The sequence below is a fragment of the Myxococcus sp. AM009 genome (genome assembly GCF_013372605.1).
Classification (GTDB): domain Bacteria; phylum Myxococcota; class Myxococcia; order Myxococcales; family Myxococcaceae; genus Myxococcus; species Myxococcus vastator.
The window spans coordinates 78,961-94,950 of record NZ_JABXEP010000007.1 but is presented as its reverse complement, the minus strand read 5'-3'; the positions used below and the strand labels follow the sequence as shown (position 1 = coordinate 94,950).

The 15,990-nt window shown below is 72.6% G+C and carries 11 protein-coding genes; 9 read left to right on the top strand and 2 right to left on the bottom strand.

Annotated elements, in window-relative coordinates; all coding sequences use genetic code 11:
- The first annotated feature begins 3 nt into the window (after positions 1–3).
- The gene (locus HV824_RS03455) at positions 4–1,218 is read left to right on the top strand and encodes an MFS transporter (RefSeq protein WP_176415440.1); all 1,215 of its coding nucleotides are present in this window, start codon (positions 4–6) and stop codon (positions 1,216–1,218) included.
- A gap of 12 nt (positions 1,219–1,230) precedes the next feature.
- On the opposite strand, the gene HV824_RS03450 is transcribed toward HV824_RS03455, so the two are convergent.
- Positions 1,231–2,589, bottom strand: a complete 1,359-nt coding sequence (locus tag HV824_RS03450; protein ID WP_255207728.1) for a hypothetical protein — start codon at positions 2,587–2,589, stop codon at positions 1,231–1,233.
- 199 nt (positions 2,590–2,788) lie between these two features.
- The gene (locus tag HV824_RS03445; protein ID WP_176415442.1) at positions 2,789–3,406 is read right to left on the bottom strand and encodes a LysM domain-containing protein; all 618 of its coding nucleotides are present in this window, start codon (positions 3,404–3,406) and stop codon (positions 2,789–2,791) included.
- A 102-nt stretch (positions 3,407–3,508) separates the two neighbouring features.
- On the opposite strand from HV824_RS03445, the gene HV824_RS38030 reads away from it, so the two are divergent.
- From HV824_RS38030 to HV824_RS03405, 8 genes are all read left to right on the top strand, one after another.
- Positions 3,509–4,489, top strand: a complete 981-nt coding sequence (locus HV824_RS38030; RefSeq protein WP_176422645.1) for a HEAT repeat domain-containing protein — start codon at positions 3,509–3,511, stop codon at positions 4,487–4,489.
- Positions 4,490–4,611: 122 nt separating this feature from the next.
- Positions 4,612–5,724 carry an OpgC domain-containing protein gene (gene opgC, locus HV824_RS03435; RefSeq protein WP_255217012.1) on the top strand — a complete coding sequence of 371 codons (1,113 nt, stop codon included), beginning with the start codon at positions 4,612–4,614 and terminating at the stop codon, positions 5,722–5,724.
- A gap of 67 nt (positions 5,725–5,791) precedes the next feature.
- Positions 5,792–7,000 (top strand): TolC family protein, encoded by a 1,209-nt coding sequence (locus HV824_RS03430; protein WP_217917051.1) that lies wholly within the window; start codon positions 5,792–5,794, stop codon positions 6,998–7,000.
- Between the two features lie 32 nt (positions 7,001–7,032).
- On the top strand, positions 7,033–8,106 hold the full coding sequence (locus HV824_RS03425; RefSeq protein WP_255207726.1) for an efflux RND transporter periplasmic adaptor subunit: 1,074 nt from the start codon (positions 7,033–7,035) through the stop codon (positions 8,104–8,106).
- The gene (locus HV824_RS03420) at positions 8,103–11,192 is read left to right on the top strand and encodes a CusA/CzcA family heavy metal efflux RND transporter (protein WP_176422642.1); all 3,090 of its coding nucleotides are present in this window, start codon (positions 8,103–8,105) and stop codon (positions 11,190–11,192) included. Before HV824_RS03425 ends, HV824_RS03420 begins: the two co-directional genes overlap by 4 nt.
- A 22-nt stretch (positions 11,193–11,214) precedes the next feature.
- The gene (locus tag HV824_RS03415; RefSeq protein WP_176415447.1) at positions 11,215–11,895 is read left to right on the top strand and encodes a response regulator transcription factor; all 681 of its coding nucleotides are present in this window, start codon (positions 11,215–11,217) and stop codon (positions 11,893–11,895) included.
- Entirely contained in the window at positions 11,892–13,250 is a 1,359-nt protein-coding gene (locus HV824_RS03410; RefSeq protein ID WP_176422641.1) for a HAMP domain-containing sensor histidine kinase, read from the top strand. The genes HV824_RS03415 and HV824_RS03410 overlap by 4 nt, the downstream gene beginning before the upstream one ends.
- 118 nt (positions 13,251–13,368) lie before the next feature.
- Positions 13,369–15,921 carry an excinuclease ABC subunit UvrA gene (locus HV824_RS03405; protein WP_176422640.1) on the top strand — a complete coding sequence of 851 codons (2,553 nt, stop codon included), beginning with the start codon at positions 13,369–13,371 and terminating at the stop codon, positions 15,919–15,921.
- The last annotated feature ends 69 nt before the right edge of the window (positions 15,922–15,990 follow it).

The window sequence follows — 15,990 nt, the reverse complement described above, 5'->3', positions numbered from 1 at the left end:
CCCGTGCCCCGGAACGTGCAGCGACGGGTACGGGCGCTCGTCTTCGTCACGGTGTTCCTGGACCTGGTGGGCTTCGGCCTCATCATCCCATTGCTGCCGTTCTACGTGGAGTCCATGGGCGGGACGGCCACGACGGCGGGCGTGCTGTTGGCGTTGTTCTCCCTCGCGCAGCTCGTGGCCTCGCCGGTGCTGGGGCGGCTGTCGGACCGGGTGGGGCGCCGTCCCGTCATCCTGCTGAGCCTGCTGGGCAATGCCATCTCCATGGCCCTGTTCGCGTACTCCACCCACGTCCAGTGGCTGCCGTGGTTGTTCGCGTCGCGGCTGCTCGCGGGTGCCACCGCGGGCAACCTGGCGGCGTGTCAGGCGGCGGTGGCGGACGTCACGGAGGAGCGTGGGCGGGCCGCGGCCATGGGCCTCGTCGGCGCGGGCATTGGCCTGGGCATGGTGCTGGGGCCCGTCATCGGCAGCGTCCTCCATGTGCATGGCGCCTGGGCGCCACCGCTGGCGGGCGCGGTGATGGCGGCGGCGGCGATGCTGGGCGTGTTCTTCTTCTTTCCGGAGACGCACCGCCCGCGGGCGGAGCGGCACGAGGAGCCAGGCCGTCCCCGGGTGCGGCTGTCCGACGTCCTGGCCCGGCCCGGGCTGGGCGCGGTGCTGGCCCTGACGTTCCTGGTGTTCATCGGGATGACGAACCTCCAGGTGTCGCTGGGGTTGCTGGCCCAGGCGCGGTTCGGCTGGGGCGAGCTGGAGATCGGTCGGCTCTTCGCGTTGATGGGCCTGGTCACCTTCGTGCTTCAGGCCTTCGTCATCGGCTGGCTGACACGTCGGGTCCGGGACACCACGTTGGTGCTGGTGGGCGCCGCGTGCATGGGGACCGGGCTCACGTGCATCGCCGCAGCGAGCCACGGGGCCATGTTGGTGCTGGCCATGGTGCTGGTGGGCTCGGGGACGGGGTTGTTGCAGCCGCTGATGGCCAGCCTGGCCTCCGGGTTCGCGGGGCGCGAGCTGCGTGGCGGGGTGCTGGGCGTGGTGCAGTCGGCGGGCGGGCTCGCGCGCGTGGTGGGGCCGGTGTGGAGCGGCTTCCTCTACTCACGGATAGGGCCCGGTGCGCCCTTCACCAGTGGGGCGGTGGCGGCGGGCGTCGCGCTGTTGGTGGGCGCTTCGCTCCTGCGGCGGCGCGTTCCGGACGCGCCGCCGCCGTCGAGCTTGAAGGTCTGAGCGCGGCGTCGCCTACAGGCAGTACCGCGCGAACGCCGGGCTGCTGCACAGGCTCTGGAAGGCCGCCAGGTTGCAGGTGTCAGCGCCGGGACCGACATTGCACGGATTGCCGTGCGGGCTGCCGTAGTCGTTGCAGGTGAACTCGACGCGTTCGCCGAACAGGGAGGTGACGGCCACGGTGTTGTTCGCGTACTGGCCGTTGACGACGCAGCGGTCCAGGGTGCCCGCGTGGTCCACGGTGTAGACGCCATGGGACAGGAAGCCGGGGCACTCCACCGTGCAGCTCGTCGGCGACTCCGGCGGGCGGAAGCCGAACATGAAGGTGTTCGGCTGGCCGGTGGTCATGCCGAACGTCCCCGTGGGGGCGCCGGTGGGGCTCAGCGGATCCCCGGTGCCGTTCCAGTTCCCCTTGGCCAGCGAGTACGTGCTCGCGCCCACGGCCCACAGGGCACTGAGCGCGTCCGGCTCGTTGCCCGCGGCGCCGTAGAACATGCGGAAGGAGAGGACCTGTCCCACGGCGAGCGCGCCCAACCGGAAGTCGAGCTGCGCGCCCAGGTCACCGGGCCCCACGTTGGAGAAGTCCCCCGTGCCGCCCATGAGCGAATAGTTGAGGGCCAGCGGGTCCAGCGACACGAAGTTGTTGTCGACCGCGCCCACAACCCAGGGGTTGCCCGCGGTGCCCGCGACGGTGACGTACTCGGAGAAGGTGTTGGGCAGGATGTCGTAGTCGATGCCGCGCGTGTAGCGCAGGTCGGAGACGAAGGCCGTGCCGATGTTTTCGATGAGGACGTCCACCTGGTACAGGTGGTTCGTCACGGGCGACGGCCTGTAGATGTGCGTCACCCGGAACGTGTTCCCCACGCGGACGACGGACATGGTGGAGATGGGAGACGGCGCGTTGAGCTCCACCGTGAGGTTGGAGGACGCGCCGCAGTCCGCGGAGCTGTGGCCGGAGATGCCCAGGTCGGCGCTCGCGACACCCCAGCCTTCACACGCGCTGCCTGGCGCGGCGGCCTCGCCGTTGGTGGGCAGGTAGCGCAGGCCAATCGTGCGCGTGCCGAAGGTGCCGCTGGAGATGGGGTTGGTGGGACAGGGGAGGTTGAGGTGCCCCGCGGGCGCGACGCCGAGCCGGACGACGCCGTTGTCAATCATCCCGGGACAGTCGGGCAGCGGCGGCGGAGTGAGGTGCGGCTTGGACGCGAGGAGGCGCTCCTCGTGCAGCAGGGCCTTCGCGTTCTGGGGATGGGGCCGCGCCTTCGCGCCGGCGGGGGCAAGCGCCTCCGCGCCGGAGGCCAACGTCTGGCCGCTCCAGGACAGGGCGCAGAGGAGTGCCGCGTGCAGCAAGCGCTGGGGATTCTTCGATGCGCGCATCCAGGTTCTCCTGTGCCCGGTGGTGCCGGGCAGTGAGAGGGCCATGACGGGCCCGCCGTGCAGCCGCGGGTCCTGACCTGGATGCGCTGCCACTGCTGGCGGCGGCGCCCGGTGGACCCGTGGCGCGCGTAGCCTAGCCAGTTACGGAGCGTGCGTGTGTACTGCGCTCGCTGTTACGCGGACTGTGTGTGGAGTCCGCTCAGACGGGAATGAAGACGCGCTGCGTGCCACCCGTGCTGAGCCGCGCGACGTGGTCGCTCGCCTCCATGCCGTTGCCCAGGGTGACGGCGATGTGGCCGTGGGGGTTGCCCGGCCGGTTGTAGGCGTCGGTGACGACGATGGCGCCCGGCGGGAGTTGGTGGATCTGCGCGTCCGAGAGCCGCACCTCGCGGAAGCGCGAGTCGCGCGCCAGCACGTTCCCGTACATGTACGCGGAGGGCAGGGGGTTGACGTGGAGGCCCGCGGCCGCGAGGGACCGGTTGACGCCCTTGGCGCACCAGCCGGTCGTGTTCATGCTGGACGCCATGGAGCGGGCCGAGGCGGCCAGCCGCTCCGCGTTGGAGCCGAAGCGGCCTGGATCCGTTCCCGCGGCGCCCGCGTTGCCAGCGGCGCCCGCACGGCCCCCGCTCGCACCACCCGCGGCGGCCCCGCCGGACGCCTGGAAGTCGTCACTGCGGCCCGGAATCTTGAGCGTGGCGCCCGCGTAGATGAGGTCCGGATTCTTGATGTCGTTGGCCTTGGCGAGCGCGGACACGGACGTCCCGTAGCGGTTCGCGAGTGCCGACAGCGTGTCACCCGACCGGATGCGGTAGCTCATGATGGAGTCTCGTTCTTGGAAATCGGGAAGCTTGGCGGGATTATCGCCCGAGCCTTGCCTGGGTTGCGTCCCACCCGGCAATTTTCGTTCGAGGAATCTCTGGTGAACCGCGTCCGCTCGGTCGATGAATGGGTTGTCCTGCTCTCCACGTCATCGGGGCCCGAGCAGGAGGAAGCCCAGGAGTGGTTGGGGGACGCACTGGGAGCGGAGGACGACCTCCTCCGGGAGCGGACGGCCCAGTTCCTCCTGGATGCCATGGCCCGGCCGGGCGCCGCGGTGGGGCCCATCCTCTCCGTGCTGCAGCTGGCCTGGTGGCCTCCGCCGGCGCGGCTCGCGGACGCCTCCGTGCGCGCCGTGACGGCGGCCCTGACGGGGCTGGAGGCGGGCCACCCGGCGGTGGAGGACGCGGCGCTGGTGCTGGCGAATGTGTGCCGCGTCGCGCCCGCGCAGCTCGCCGCGGTGCCCCTGCTGCCGCGCCTGGTGCCCTTGTTGAAGGCGGAGGAGGACGTGGCGGGCGCGGCGCTGGAGTCGCTCGGCGCGCTGGCGTCACTGGCTCCGGAGGTCGCCACGCCCGCGTTGCTGGAGGAGGCGCGGACCGCGGAGGGCACGCGGCTCTACCTGGCCCTGACGTCGCTGCGGAGCCTGGTGGAGGACGCGCGCCGCAAGGGTGGGGCGCTGCCCGCGCTCCCCGGCCTTCATGAGGCGATGCGCCGCGCACTGGAGGCGTCGGAGCCCGCCATTCGCGTGGAGGCCCTGTCGCTGCTGGGGCTCACCGGCCCCGCGTCGCCCGCCGTGCAGGAGGCCGTGGCGGGGCACCTCCAGGACGCGAATCCCTCCGTGGCCGCCTGCGCCGCGGTGGCGCTGCTGCGCCTGGGGGCGCCCGCGCAGCCGGCCCTGTCGCTGCTGCAGACCCAGCTCTCCTCGGTGGATGCGCCAGAGCTGCGAGGGGCCGCGCTGTCCGCGCTGGAAGAGGTGGAGCCCGCGACGCTGGGGCAGGCGAAGGGCATGTTGCGGACGGTGGTGGACACGTCCTCGGGCCCGACGCGTGACGCGGTGAAGGTCCTGCTCGACGCGCTGGGCTGAGCCGCGGGCGGGCGCTGGGCCTGACCTGTCGGAATGGGCTATGCACGGTGTGGAATCCTCCGTTGAGGACATCCTCGACGGCCCACCTGCCCCAAGCGCCCCTCAAGCCGACCTTCGCCTCCATGAACCGCAGACCCGAGTTCGACAGCCTGCGCGGCATCCTGCTCGTGTTGATGACGCTGACGCACCTGCCGACGCGGCTGAACACGATCAGCAACCAGCCCTTCGGCTTCGTCTCCGCGGCCGAGGGCTTCGTCTTCCTGTCAGCGTTCCTCGTGGGCGTGGTGTACGCCAACAAGCTCGAAGTGGCGGACCCGAACGTGCTGTGGCGCAGCCTCTGGCAGCGTGCGCTCAAGGTCTACGGCTACCACGTGGCGCTGCTGGCCTTCGCGTTCGCGGTCATCGGGACGTTGGGCATGGCGACGCACCGGCCCGCCATCCACAACCTGCTGGGCTTCTTCCACGAGGACCCCGTCACCGCGCTGTGGAGCAGCTTGTTCCTGCTCTACTGTCCGCCGCTGCTCGACATCCTCCCGCTCTACGTCGTGCTGCTGTTGCTGACGCCCTTCATCCTGCTGGGCGCGCGCAAGGGAGGGTGGACGCGCATCCTGTGTCTGAGCGGGCTGGTGTGGTTGTCGGCGCAGCTGGGCTTGAAGCGCTCGCTCTACGACTTGCTGGTGTTCATTCCGGTGCTGCCGTGGCCACCGCTGCGCATCGAGCTGTCAGGGGCCTTCGACGTCTTCGCCTGGCAGTTCCTGTGGGTGCTGGGCGTGTGGCTGGGCGTGGGCCGTGCCACGGCGCCGGAGAAGCGCGAGGCCGTTTCGCCCGTGCTGCTCAGCGGGGCGCTGGTGGTGAGCGTGGCGTTGCTGCTGATGCGCTACCAGGTGGGCATCTTCAGCATCGACCTGGACCTGTACGGCGCCCTCATCGACAAGTGGACGTTGGCGCCCGTGCGGCTGGTGAACTTCCTGGCCGTGGCGCTGCTGGCGAGCTGGCTGAGCCCCAAGCTGTTCCGCTGGCTGCGTCCCCGCGTGCTGGAGGCGCTGGGCCGCGCGTCCCTGCCGGTGTTCTCCGTGCACCTGGTGCTGTGCCTGCTCAGCCTGGCGCTGCTCAATGAGAACGAGGACCCGCTGGCGGACTGGGAAGAGGTCGTCGTGCTGGTGGCCACGTTCACCGTGATGCTGCTGGTGGCGTGCAGACAGGCGGCGGCGCCGCGCAAGCGCCCCACCCAATAGGGGTCTCTGAGAATTCTCTCAGGATGCCCTCAAGCGGCATGCGGGCGCCCTCCCTAGGGTGCGCCGCATGTGGGTCCTTCTCGTCACGCTCCTCGCCGCGGCTCCGGCGCAAGAGTCCCCGCCGCTCACCTTCGCCGAGTCCCAGGCGATGGCCGCGAAGGCCGCGCTGCCCGCGAGCCTGGCGCGCGCCGTGGAAGCGCGGCGCGTGTGGGACGCGCGGCTGCCGTGGCTCGCCGCCAACCCCACGCTCAGCGTGGTGCCGGGGCGCCGCGCCCAGCCCGACGGTCCGGGCTTCGAGCTGACGGTGTCGGTGGAGCAGCCGCTCTTCCTGTCGAACCTGGCGGGGGCCCAGCGCGACGCGGCGAGCGCGGAGACCCGGGCGCTGGAGCGGGAGGCCGTGGCCGCGCTGCTGAACCGACGGCTGGAGGTGGCGCGGGCCTGGCTGACGCTCTGGTCTGCCCAGCAGGCCGCGGCGACGGCCGAGCAGGAAGCGACGCTGGCGGGGGCGCTGCGCACCTCCGTCGAGGAGGCGCTGGTGCTGGGCGGCGCCACCCGGTTGGAGCTGGCGGAGGCGGAGGGCTTCGAGGCAGAGGCCCGGCTGGCGCTCCTGGCGCGCGAGGCGGAGGTGACACACGCGCGGCTGTCGTTGGCGGTGCTGGTGGGCCGCCAGCCCGATGCGCACCTGGTGGTCGCGGAGGCCCTGCCGGAGGTGGCCTTGCCGCCACCTTCCGAAGAAGCGCGGTGGCTGGCGCGCGCCTCCGAGCTCCCAGAGGCGGAGGCCCGGCGGCTGCTGGGGGTGGCGGAGCGGGCCCGCGCGGCGGAGGTCCGGGCCGCGCGGGGCTGGCAGGTGACGGTGGGCGCGCAGGGCGTGCGTGAGTACTACGGCGGGCTCAGTGGCCTGTTGATGGTGGGCGTGACGCCGCCGATGTTCGACGCTGGCCAGCGCGAGCGTGGCGCGCTCCTCGCCGCCGCTGAGCGCCTGGAGGGCGAGGCCCAGGAAGCCGCGCTGCGCGCCGCCGCGGAGCTGGCCCTGGCGTTCCATGAGCGCGAGCACACCGCCGCGCAGCTCTCCGTCGTCGAGGAGTCCCTGGTGCCCAAGGCCGAAGAGGCCGCGCGGCTGGCTGACGTGCTGCTGCGCGCGGGCCAGAGCACGCTACCTGACGTCCTGCGCGCCCGCCGCGCCCGTGCCTCCGCCAACATCCGGCTCGCGCTCGCCCGTGGCGAAGCCTCGCTCGCCGCCGCGCGGCTCCACCTCCTGCTCTCCGCCCTGCCATGACGCCCTTCGTTCGACGTTTCGTCGCTGTGCCGATGCTCGCTCTCTCCGGGGCGTGCACGTCCGGTTCCTCCACCGCGGAGGCCCCTCCCGCGGCGCCCCCCGCGCGCGCGTCCGCGCCCTCGGCGTGGGTGCCCGTGCGCGCGGCGTCTCGCGTCGCCCTGGCGGAGGCCCCCGCGTTGGTGCTGTCCGGCCCGGACGCCGTCGCCGCGCTCTGCGCGCCGTTCCGCGCCCGCGTGCAGCAGGTGCGCGCGCGGCCGGGCCAGCAGGTCAAGGCGGGAGCCCCGCTGGTGGAGGTGCTGATGCCGGAGGTGGTGGAGGCGGCGGGGGCCGCCAGCGCCGCCTCGCTGCGGCTGGAGGCCTACTCGCGGCAGGTGGAGCGCCTGGAGGCGCTGCATGCCCAGGGCCTGGCGAAGCTGCCCGACCTTGCCGACGCCCAGACGCAACAGGCCGAGGCCCGCGCCGCCCTGGTCGCGGCGCACGCGGTGCTGCGCGTGGCGGGCCTCGCTCCCGGGGAGGCCCGGGGCGTGGCGGAGCGCGGCACCGTCTGGCTCAAGAGCCCCATCGGCGGAATCGTCACCGAGGTGCGCGCGGTGCTGGGGGAGATGCAGCCCGAGGCCAGCGCCGCCCTGGTGCGCGTGGCCGCCGACGGTCCCGCGCGCCTGGAGGCCCGCCTGTCCGCGCGTCCTCCCGAGGGCGCCAGCTTCGCCTTCGTGTCGTCCCAGGGCATCGCCGTTCCGGTGCGATGGGTGGGCCAGTCTCCCGTCGTCGACGCCGCGGATGGAACGTGGCGCGCGTGGTTCGAGCCGGAGGACAGCGCCGCCGTGCTGCGCGCGGGGCAGGGTGGCCGCTTGCGCATCCATGCCGCGGCGGGCGACGACACGGTGCTGGTGCCGGCGCGCGCCCTGGCCTTCGACAGCGCGCGCACGGTCGTCTTCACGCGCGGCGCTGAGGGGCAGGCCGAGCGTCGGGAGGTGGAGGTGCTGGCCACCTCCGGCGCTGAGGCGTTGGTGAGGGGGCCGCTGTCCGCCCGGGACGCGGTCGCCGCCGACGGCGCGGCCCTCCTGCAGGAGGCTCAGGCCGGTGACGGCGACGAGGTGACGCCGTGATTGAAGCCCTCGTGCGGTGGTCGGTGCGTCACCGGGGCTGGGTCCTGGCCCTCACGGGCGTGCTCGCCCTGGCGGGCGTGGCGGTGTCGCTCCGGCTGGAGCTGGACGCGATGCCGGACATCACCACCAACCAGGTGCTCGTCCTGACGCGCGCGCCCGGCCTGACGCCCGAGGAGGTGGAGCGGCTGGTGACGCGGCCAGTGGAGGTGGCCTTGGGCGGCATGCCCGGGCTCGAGGAGCAGCGCAGCCTGTCCCGCTACGGCCTGTCCTCCGTCACCGCCGTGTTCGCGGACGACGTGGACCCATACCGGGCCCGGCAGCAGGTGCAGGAGCGCCTCAACGTGCTCGGCCCCACGCTGCCCCCGGGCGTGGACCCACCGGAGCTGGGGCCGCTCACCGGTGGGTTGGGTGAGGTGTTTCACTTCACGCTGTCCTCGCCGGAGCGCACGGGCGCGCAGCTGCTCGAGCTGACGCAGCTTCGCGTGGCGCCCCGCCTGCGCTCGGTGCCGGGCGTGGTGGAGGTCAACAGCTGGGGAGGCCATCAGCGCACGCTGGAGGTGCGCGCGGACGCGGTGCGCCTGGCCCAGCGGGGCGTGACGCTCGCGCAGTTGCGTGACGCGCTGGAGCGCGCCACCGGCAGCGCCCCGGGCGCGAGCCTCCCGGTGGGGGAGCGCCACGTCCTGATTCGGGCCGTGGCGCGGCCTCGGGTGCCGGCCGACCTGGCGGAGGCGTTGATTCCCCGGCCTGGGGCCATGGCCGTGCGCCTGGGCGACGTGGCCGAGGTCACCGAAGGCGCGCTGCCCCGCATCGGCAGCGCCACCTCCAATGGGCGCGGCGAGACGGTCTACGTCATGGTGCAGATGCTCCGGGATGCCAACGCGCTCGCCGTGACGAGCGCCATCTCCGACGCGCTCCCCGAGGTGCGCGCGCTGCTGCCCGAGGACGTGCGGTTGGACGTCGTCTACGACCGCGCCACCCTGGTGCGCGGCACGGTGCGCACCGTGGGCAAGAACCTGCTTGAGGGCGGGCTGCTCGTCGTGGGAGTCCTCTTCCTGTTGCTCGGCAGCGTGCGCGCGGGCCTGCTCGTCGCTTCGGCCATTCCGTTGTCCATGCTGGGCGCGACGGCCGCCATGGTGGCGCTGGACATCCCCGGCAACCTGATGAGCCTGGGGGCCATCGACTTTGGCCTGCTGGTGGATGGCGCGGTGGTGATGGTGGAGGGCCTGTTCCACCGGATGGCGCACCTGTCGCCCGAGGAGAAGCAGCGCCCGCCCCGCGAGCACGTCGAGGAGACGGCCGTGTCCCTGGCCCGCCCCGTCTTCTTCTCCGTGCTCATCATCCTGCTCGTCTACCTGCCCATCCTGTCCCTGCGCGGCGTGGACGGGAAGATGTTCCGGCCCATGGCGATGACCGTCGTCTTCGCGCTGGCCACCGCGCTGCTGCTGTCGCTGACCTTCATCCCCGCCGCCGCGAGCTGGCTGATTCGCCCCGAGCACGTCCCCGCGCGTGCGCCGCTGCTGGTCCGCTGGTTCGAGCGCCTCTACGCCCCGGTGTTGGTGCAGAGCGTGCGCCGGCGCGTGCCCGTGGCCGCCGTGGCCGTGTTCCTGCTGGGCGTGGGTGGGTGGATCTTCGCTCGCGCGGGCACGGAGTTCACGCCGCAGCTTGACGAAGGCGACATGGTGATTCAGACCACGCGTGTCCCCGACATCAGCCTGGAAGCCGCGGTGCGCGAAGCGGGCCGGATGGAGCGCGTCCTGCTCGAAGCGATTCCGGAGGTGCGCCAGGTCGTCTCGCGCGTGGGCAGCCCCGCGGTGGCCACCGACATCATGGGCCTGGAGATGGCGGACGTCTTCGTGTCGTTGGCGCCGAGGGACGCATGGCGGCCCGGGCTCACCCGTGAGTCGCTCATCGAGGAGATGGGGCAGGTGCTGGACGCCCGCGTCCCAGGCGGAGACCCTTCCTTCACGCAGCCCATCCAGATGCGCTTCAACGAGCTGCTCGGCGGCGCGGTGACGGACGTGGCGCTCAGCATCTACGGCGAGGACCTGACCGAACTCGGGCGCCTGGCACGCCGGGCCGCGGCGCTGTTGAGCCAGGAGCCAGGGGCGGTGGACGTGCGGGTGCTCGCTCCGCCGGAGGTGCCGCTCTTCGAGGTGACGCCTCGTCCGCTGGATTCGGCCCGCGCGGGGCTGGGCGCGGTGGACGTGCTGGAGGCGGTGAGCGCGGTGCGCAGCGGCGTGGAGGTGGGCGCCACCTGGGATGGGTCGGTGCGCGTGCCCATCGTCCTGCGGTTGACGGGCGCGTCCGAGGCCTTCGCCCTGGCCGAGTTGCCCCTCCCCACGCAGGCGGGGGGCCTGGTGCCGCTCTCCCGCGTGGCGGATGTGCGGTTGACGTCCTCGCCTGGGCTGGTGAGCCGGGAAGGGGGGCAGCGCCGGCTGGTGGTGGGCTTCAACGTGCGGGGCGCGGACCTGGGGACGGTGGTGGAGCGGGCGCGGAGCCGCGTGGAGCAGGCGCTCGCTCCGCCGGATGGTTACCGGCTCGAGTGGGGCGGACAATACGAGACCTTGACGGAGGCACGGCAAAGGCTTTCGCTGGTGCTCCCCGCCGTGGCCCTCCTCATCTTCGCCGTGCTGCTGTTCGCCTTCCGCCGCATGCGTCCCGCGCTGGCCATCTTCGCCAACGTTCCGTTCGCGTGCGTGGGCGGGATGATGGCGCTGGCGGCCCGGGACCTGCCCGTGTCCATCTCCGCGGCGGTGGGGTTCATCGCGCTGTCCGGCATCGCGGTGCTCAACGGCGTCGTGCTGATGTCGCGCGAGCAGCGGCTCGAAGCGGACGGCCATGCTCCCGCGGAGGCGGTGGTGATGGCGGCGCGCGAGCGGGCCCGGCCGGTGCTGATGACGGCGCTGGTGGCGGCGCTGGGCTTCATCCCGATGATGCTCGCTCGCGGGGTGGGCGCCGAGGTGCAGCGGCCCCTGGCCACGGTGGTGGTGGGCGGGCTCATCACCTCCACGCTGCTGACCCTGGTCATCCTCCCCACGCTCTACCCGTGGTTCGCGGGTGGGACGCGCACGCAGGCGCGTGCATGATGGGGAAAGGGAGGCCGGTGCCGTGAGGCTGCTGCTGGTGGAAGACGAGGAGCGGATGGCGAACCTCCTCCGGCGAGGGCTCGGGGAAGAGGGCCACCTCGTGGACACCTGCCGCACGGCGGAGGACGCGCTCGACCAGGCGGGCGAGGTGGCCTACGACGCCATCATCCTCGACTGGGCCCTGCCCGGCATGGACGGCGTGGCGCTGCTGCGGCGCTGGCGCGAGCGCGGCTTGATGACGCCGGTGCTGATGCTCACCGCCCGCGGCACGGTGGGCGAGCGGGTGACGGGCCTGCGCGCGGGCGCGGATGACTACCTGGTGAAGCCCTTCGCCTTCGAGGAGCTGCTCGCGCGCCTGGAGGCGCTGCACCGCCGCTCCGAGGGCCAGACACCGTCCTGGGGTGGAGGGCCCATCCACATCGATGCCCGGCGGCGGACGCTGACGTGTGGCGACCGGGAGGTGGCCTTGACGGGCCGCGAGTTCGCCCTGCTGGGGGAGCTGGCCTCGCGCGCGGGCGAGGTCCACACCCGCTCCAGCCTGCTGGCGAAGGTGTGGGGCCCCAGCTTCGACGGGCCCCCCAACATCGTGGACGTCTACGTGGGCTACGTGCGCGCGAAGCTGGCCGAGGTGGGCGCGCAAGGGGTGACCATCCAGGCGGTGCGTGGCGTGGGCTTCCGGTTGGTGATTGAGGGCGCTCGGTGAGGTTGGTCCGGCGGATGTGGCTGTGGGGCGCGGTGGTGCCCGTGGTGGCGGTGGTCGCCGCGCTGGGCGTGGCCGTCCAGGTGTTCCGCGTGGTGCTCGAGCGCACCCTGGATGAAGCCCTGCTGTCGCAGGCCGCGGCGGAGAGCGTGAGCCTCTTCGACGCTCCGGATGGGCGCCCGCACCTGCACGTGGAGCCCTCTCCGTTGGCGGGAGAGGTGCGTGCCTTCGTCCCCGCGACCCGGCTCTACGGGCCGGATGGAACGCTGCTGGCCGTCTTCCCGCCCGAATCACCGACCGTCTACGACCGGGTGCTGCCCGAGGACGGGCCCACGTCGCGGCTGGAGACGCGGCGCCTCGGCACGGGGCTGCGGCTCCGTGTGTTGACGGTGCAGGTGCGCTCGCCGGAGGGCGTGCCCCATGTCCTGCAGTTGGTGGCGTCCCTGGGGACGGTGGACCAGGCGGTGGGCACCTTCACCTCCGTGGCCACGGTGCTGGCGCTGCTCCTGGGCGGGGTGCTGATTGGCATCCAGGGCTGGCAGGCGAGGGGGCTCGCGCGAAGGTTGCACGGCATCGCGGACCAGGTGGCCCACTCGCGCGATGGCGGGATGGTGGCCCCCGTGCCCGCGGATGAGCCTCGGGACGAAATCATGGAGGTGCGCCTGGCGCTGACGGAGGCCGCGGTGCGGGTGCGGGCGGCGCGTGAAGCGCAGGAGCGCCTCATCGCGCGCGCCGCGCACGAGCTGCGCACGCCGCTGGCCCTCATGCGCACCGGGCTGGACCTGGCGCTGCGGCGCGAGCGGGGCGCGGAGGAGCTGCGCGCCGTGCTGGAGGAGAACCGCCGCGAGGTGGACCGGCTGTCCAGCGTCGCCGGCGCGCTGCTGGAGCTGTCGGCGGCGGGCGGTGCCCTCGATTTGCAGCAGGGGGAGTTGCGCGGGCTGCTCGACGAAGCCGCCGCGGGGGCGTGGGCGGAGGCGGACCGTCGCGGTGTGTCGCTGCGCGTGGTGGGCCCCGATGAAGCCGGCTGCCGGATGGATGCGATGGCCGTTCGTCGAGCGGTGGACAACCTGCTGGCCAACGCCCTCCGTTACGCGCCTCCTGGGTCCGAGGTGCGGCTGGAGCTGGCGCACCGGGACGCGCACTGGGAAGTCGCTGTGCAGGATGAGGGGCGCGGCATCCCGGAGACTCACCGTGAGGACGTCTTCACGCCTTTCCACCGCCTGGAGCGGGACGCGGGAGGCGTGGGGTTGGGGCTCAGTCTCGTGCGCGAGGTGGCGCGGGGCCATGGCGGCGACGCGCGCGTGGTGGAGTGCCCGGGCCCGGGCGCGCGGGTGCTCCTGACGCTGCCTGGCCTGTGAGCCCGGGAGCGTTCGTTGGGCCCTGAGCCATCGCCCGTGTTCCCGCGTGTCTCCCACATTCGCCTCGGGTACAACGCCGCCGCAGTTCATCCCTTTCTGACAACTCAGCGTGGGGCGCATGGCCAGGGCTCGTCGTTCGAAGCAGCACCCAGATTCTTCAGGGACCGCCGAGCAGGGCTTCGTGGAGGTGCGCGGCGCGCGTCAGCACAACCTGAAGAACCTCGACGTCCGAATCCCTCGGGACGCGTTCGTCGTGTTCACCGGCGTGTCGGGCTCGGGCAAGTCGTCGCTGGCGTTCGGCACGCTCTACGCGGAGGCGCAGCGGCGGTACTTCGAGTCCGTGGCCCCCTATGCGCGCCGGCTCATCGACCAGGCGGGTGTGCCGGAGGTCGACGCCATCGACGGGCTGCCCCCGGCCGTGGCGCTCCAGCAGCACCGCGGCGCGCCCACCACGCGCTCGTCCGTGGGCAGCGTGACGACGTTGGCGAACTCGTTGCGGCTGCTGTACTCGCGCGCGGGCACGTATCCGCGGGGCCAGCCGCACCTGGACTCGGACGCCTTTTCGCCCAACACGCCCGCGGGCGCGTGCCCCAAGTGTCACGGCCTGGGGCGCATCTACGACGCCACCGAGCGGTCCATGGTGCCGGATGACACGCTGACCCTCCGCGAGCGGGCCATCGCCGCCTGGCCTCCCGCGTGGCACGGCCAGAACCTGCGCGACATCCTGGTGACGCTCGGCTACGACGTGGACCGGCCGTGGCGGGAGCTGCCGAAGAAGGACCGGGACTGGATTCTCTTCACGGACGAGCAGCCCACGGTGCCCGTCTACGCGGGCTTCACGCCGGCCGAGACGCAGCGGGCCCTCAAGCGCAAGGCGCCGCCCAGCTACATGGGCACCTTCACGGGGGCCCGACGCTACGTGCTCCAGACCTTCGCCACCACCCAGAGCGCGCTGATGAAGCGGCGCGTCTCGCAGTACCTGGTGAGCGGCGACTGCCCCGAATGCCACGGCAAGCGCCTGCGCCGCGAGTCCCTGTCCGTCACCTTCGCGGGGCTCGACATCGGCGAGCTGTCACGCCTGCCGCTCAACAAACTCACGGACCTGCTCGCGCCCGTGGCGGCTGGGACAGCCAAGGACGTGGCCACGCTCGCCCGCGCGCATCCGGAGAAGGCGCTGGTGGCCCAGCGCATCGCCCATGACGTGTTGGAGCGCGTCAACGTCCTGACGGAGCTGGGCCTGGGCTACCTGTCGCTCGAGCGCGGCACGCCCACACTGTCTCCTGGCGAGCTCCAGCGCCTGCGGCTGGCCACGCAGGTGCGCTCCAACCTGTTCGGCGTGGTGTACGTGCTCGATGAGCCGTCCGCCGGGCTGCACCCCGCGGACACCGCCGCGCTGCTGAAGGCGCTGGACCAGCTCAAGGGCTCGGGCAACTCGCTGTTCGTGGTGGAGCACGAGGTGGACGTCATCCGCCACGCGGACTGGATTGTCGACGTGGGTCCGGACGCGGGCGAGCAGGGCGGACAGATTCTCTACAGCGGTCCGCTCGAAGGCCTGAAGGCGGTGAAGGCGTCCCGGACGCGGCGCTATCTCTTCGGCGACGCGGAGCAGCACCGCGGCACGCGGCGTTCGCCCAAGGGCTGGCTGGGCCTGCGGGGCGTGTCGCGCAACAACCTGAAGGCGCTGGACGTCGACTTCCCGCTGGGTGTCCTCACCACGGTGACGGGCGTCTCCGGCTCCGGGAAGTCGAGCCTGGTGAGCCAGGTCCTGGTGGAACTGGTGGCCGGACACCTGGGCCACGCGGTGCCGGAGACCGAGGAGGAGGGAGAGGCGCTGGAGCGCACGGTCATCCACACCACCGGCGGCAGGATTGTCTCCGGCATGGAGGGCATCAAGCGCCTGGTGCAGGTGGACCAGAAGCCCATTGGACGCACGCCGCGCTCCAACCTGGCGACCTACACGGGGCTGTTCGACAACGTCCGCAAGCGCTTCGCCGCGACGCCCGCCGCCCGCTCCCGGCGCTACGACGTGGGTCGCTTCTCCTTCAACGTGGCCAAGGGCCGCTGCGAGACGTGTGAGGGCGAGGGCTTCGTCAGCGTGGAGCTGCTCTTCCTGCCCAGCGTCTACGCGCCGTGCCCCACGTGTCAGGGGGCCCGCTACAACGCCAAGACGCTGGAGATTCAGTACCGGGGCAAGAACATCGCAGAGGTGCTGGGCATGACTGTGGACGCGGCCCACGACTTCTTCAGCGAGGATCCGCTGGTGCAGCGGCCGCTCGCCGTCCTGCGGGAGGTGGGGCTGGGGTACCTGCGGTTGGGGCAGCCGGCGACCGAGCTGTCCGGCGGCGAGGCCCAGCGCATCAAGCTGGCCACGGAGCTCCAGCGGGCCCAGCGCGGCAGCTCGCTGTACGTGCTGGACGAGCCCACCACGGGCCTGCACCCCTTCGACGTGGACAAGCTGATGACGCAGCTGGAGGGGCTGGTGGCCTCCGGCAACACCGTCATCCTCGTCGAGCACGACATGCGCGTGGTGGCCGCCAGCGACTGGGTCATCGACATGGGGCCGGGCGCTGGAGACAAAGGCGGGCGGGTGGTGGTGGCGGGGCCACCGGAGGAGGTGGTGGGCCTGCCCTTCAGCCAGACGGCGCCCTTCCTGGAGGAGGCGCTGGGCTGAGCTTCCAGCGCCCGCCGGAGCCTCCGAGCCGTGGCCCCGAGGGCCGCCGGGCTCGGAGGTGGAGGCCGC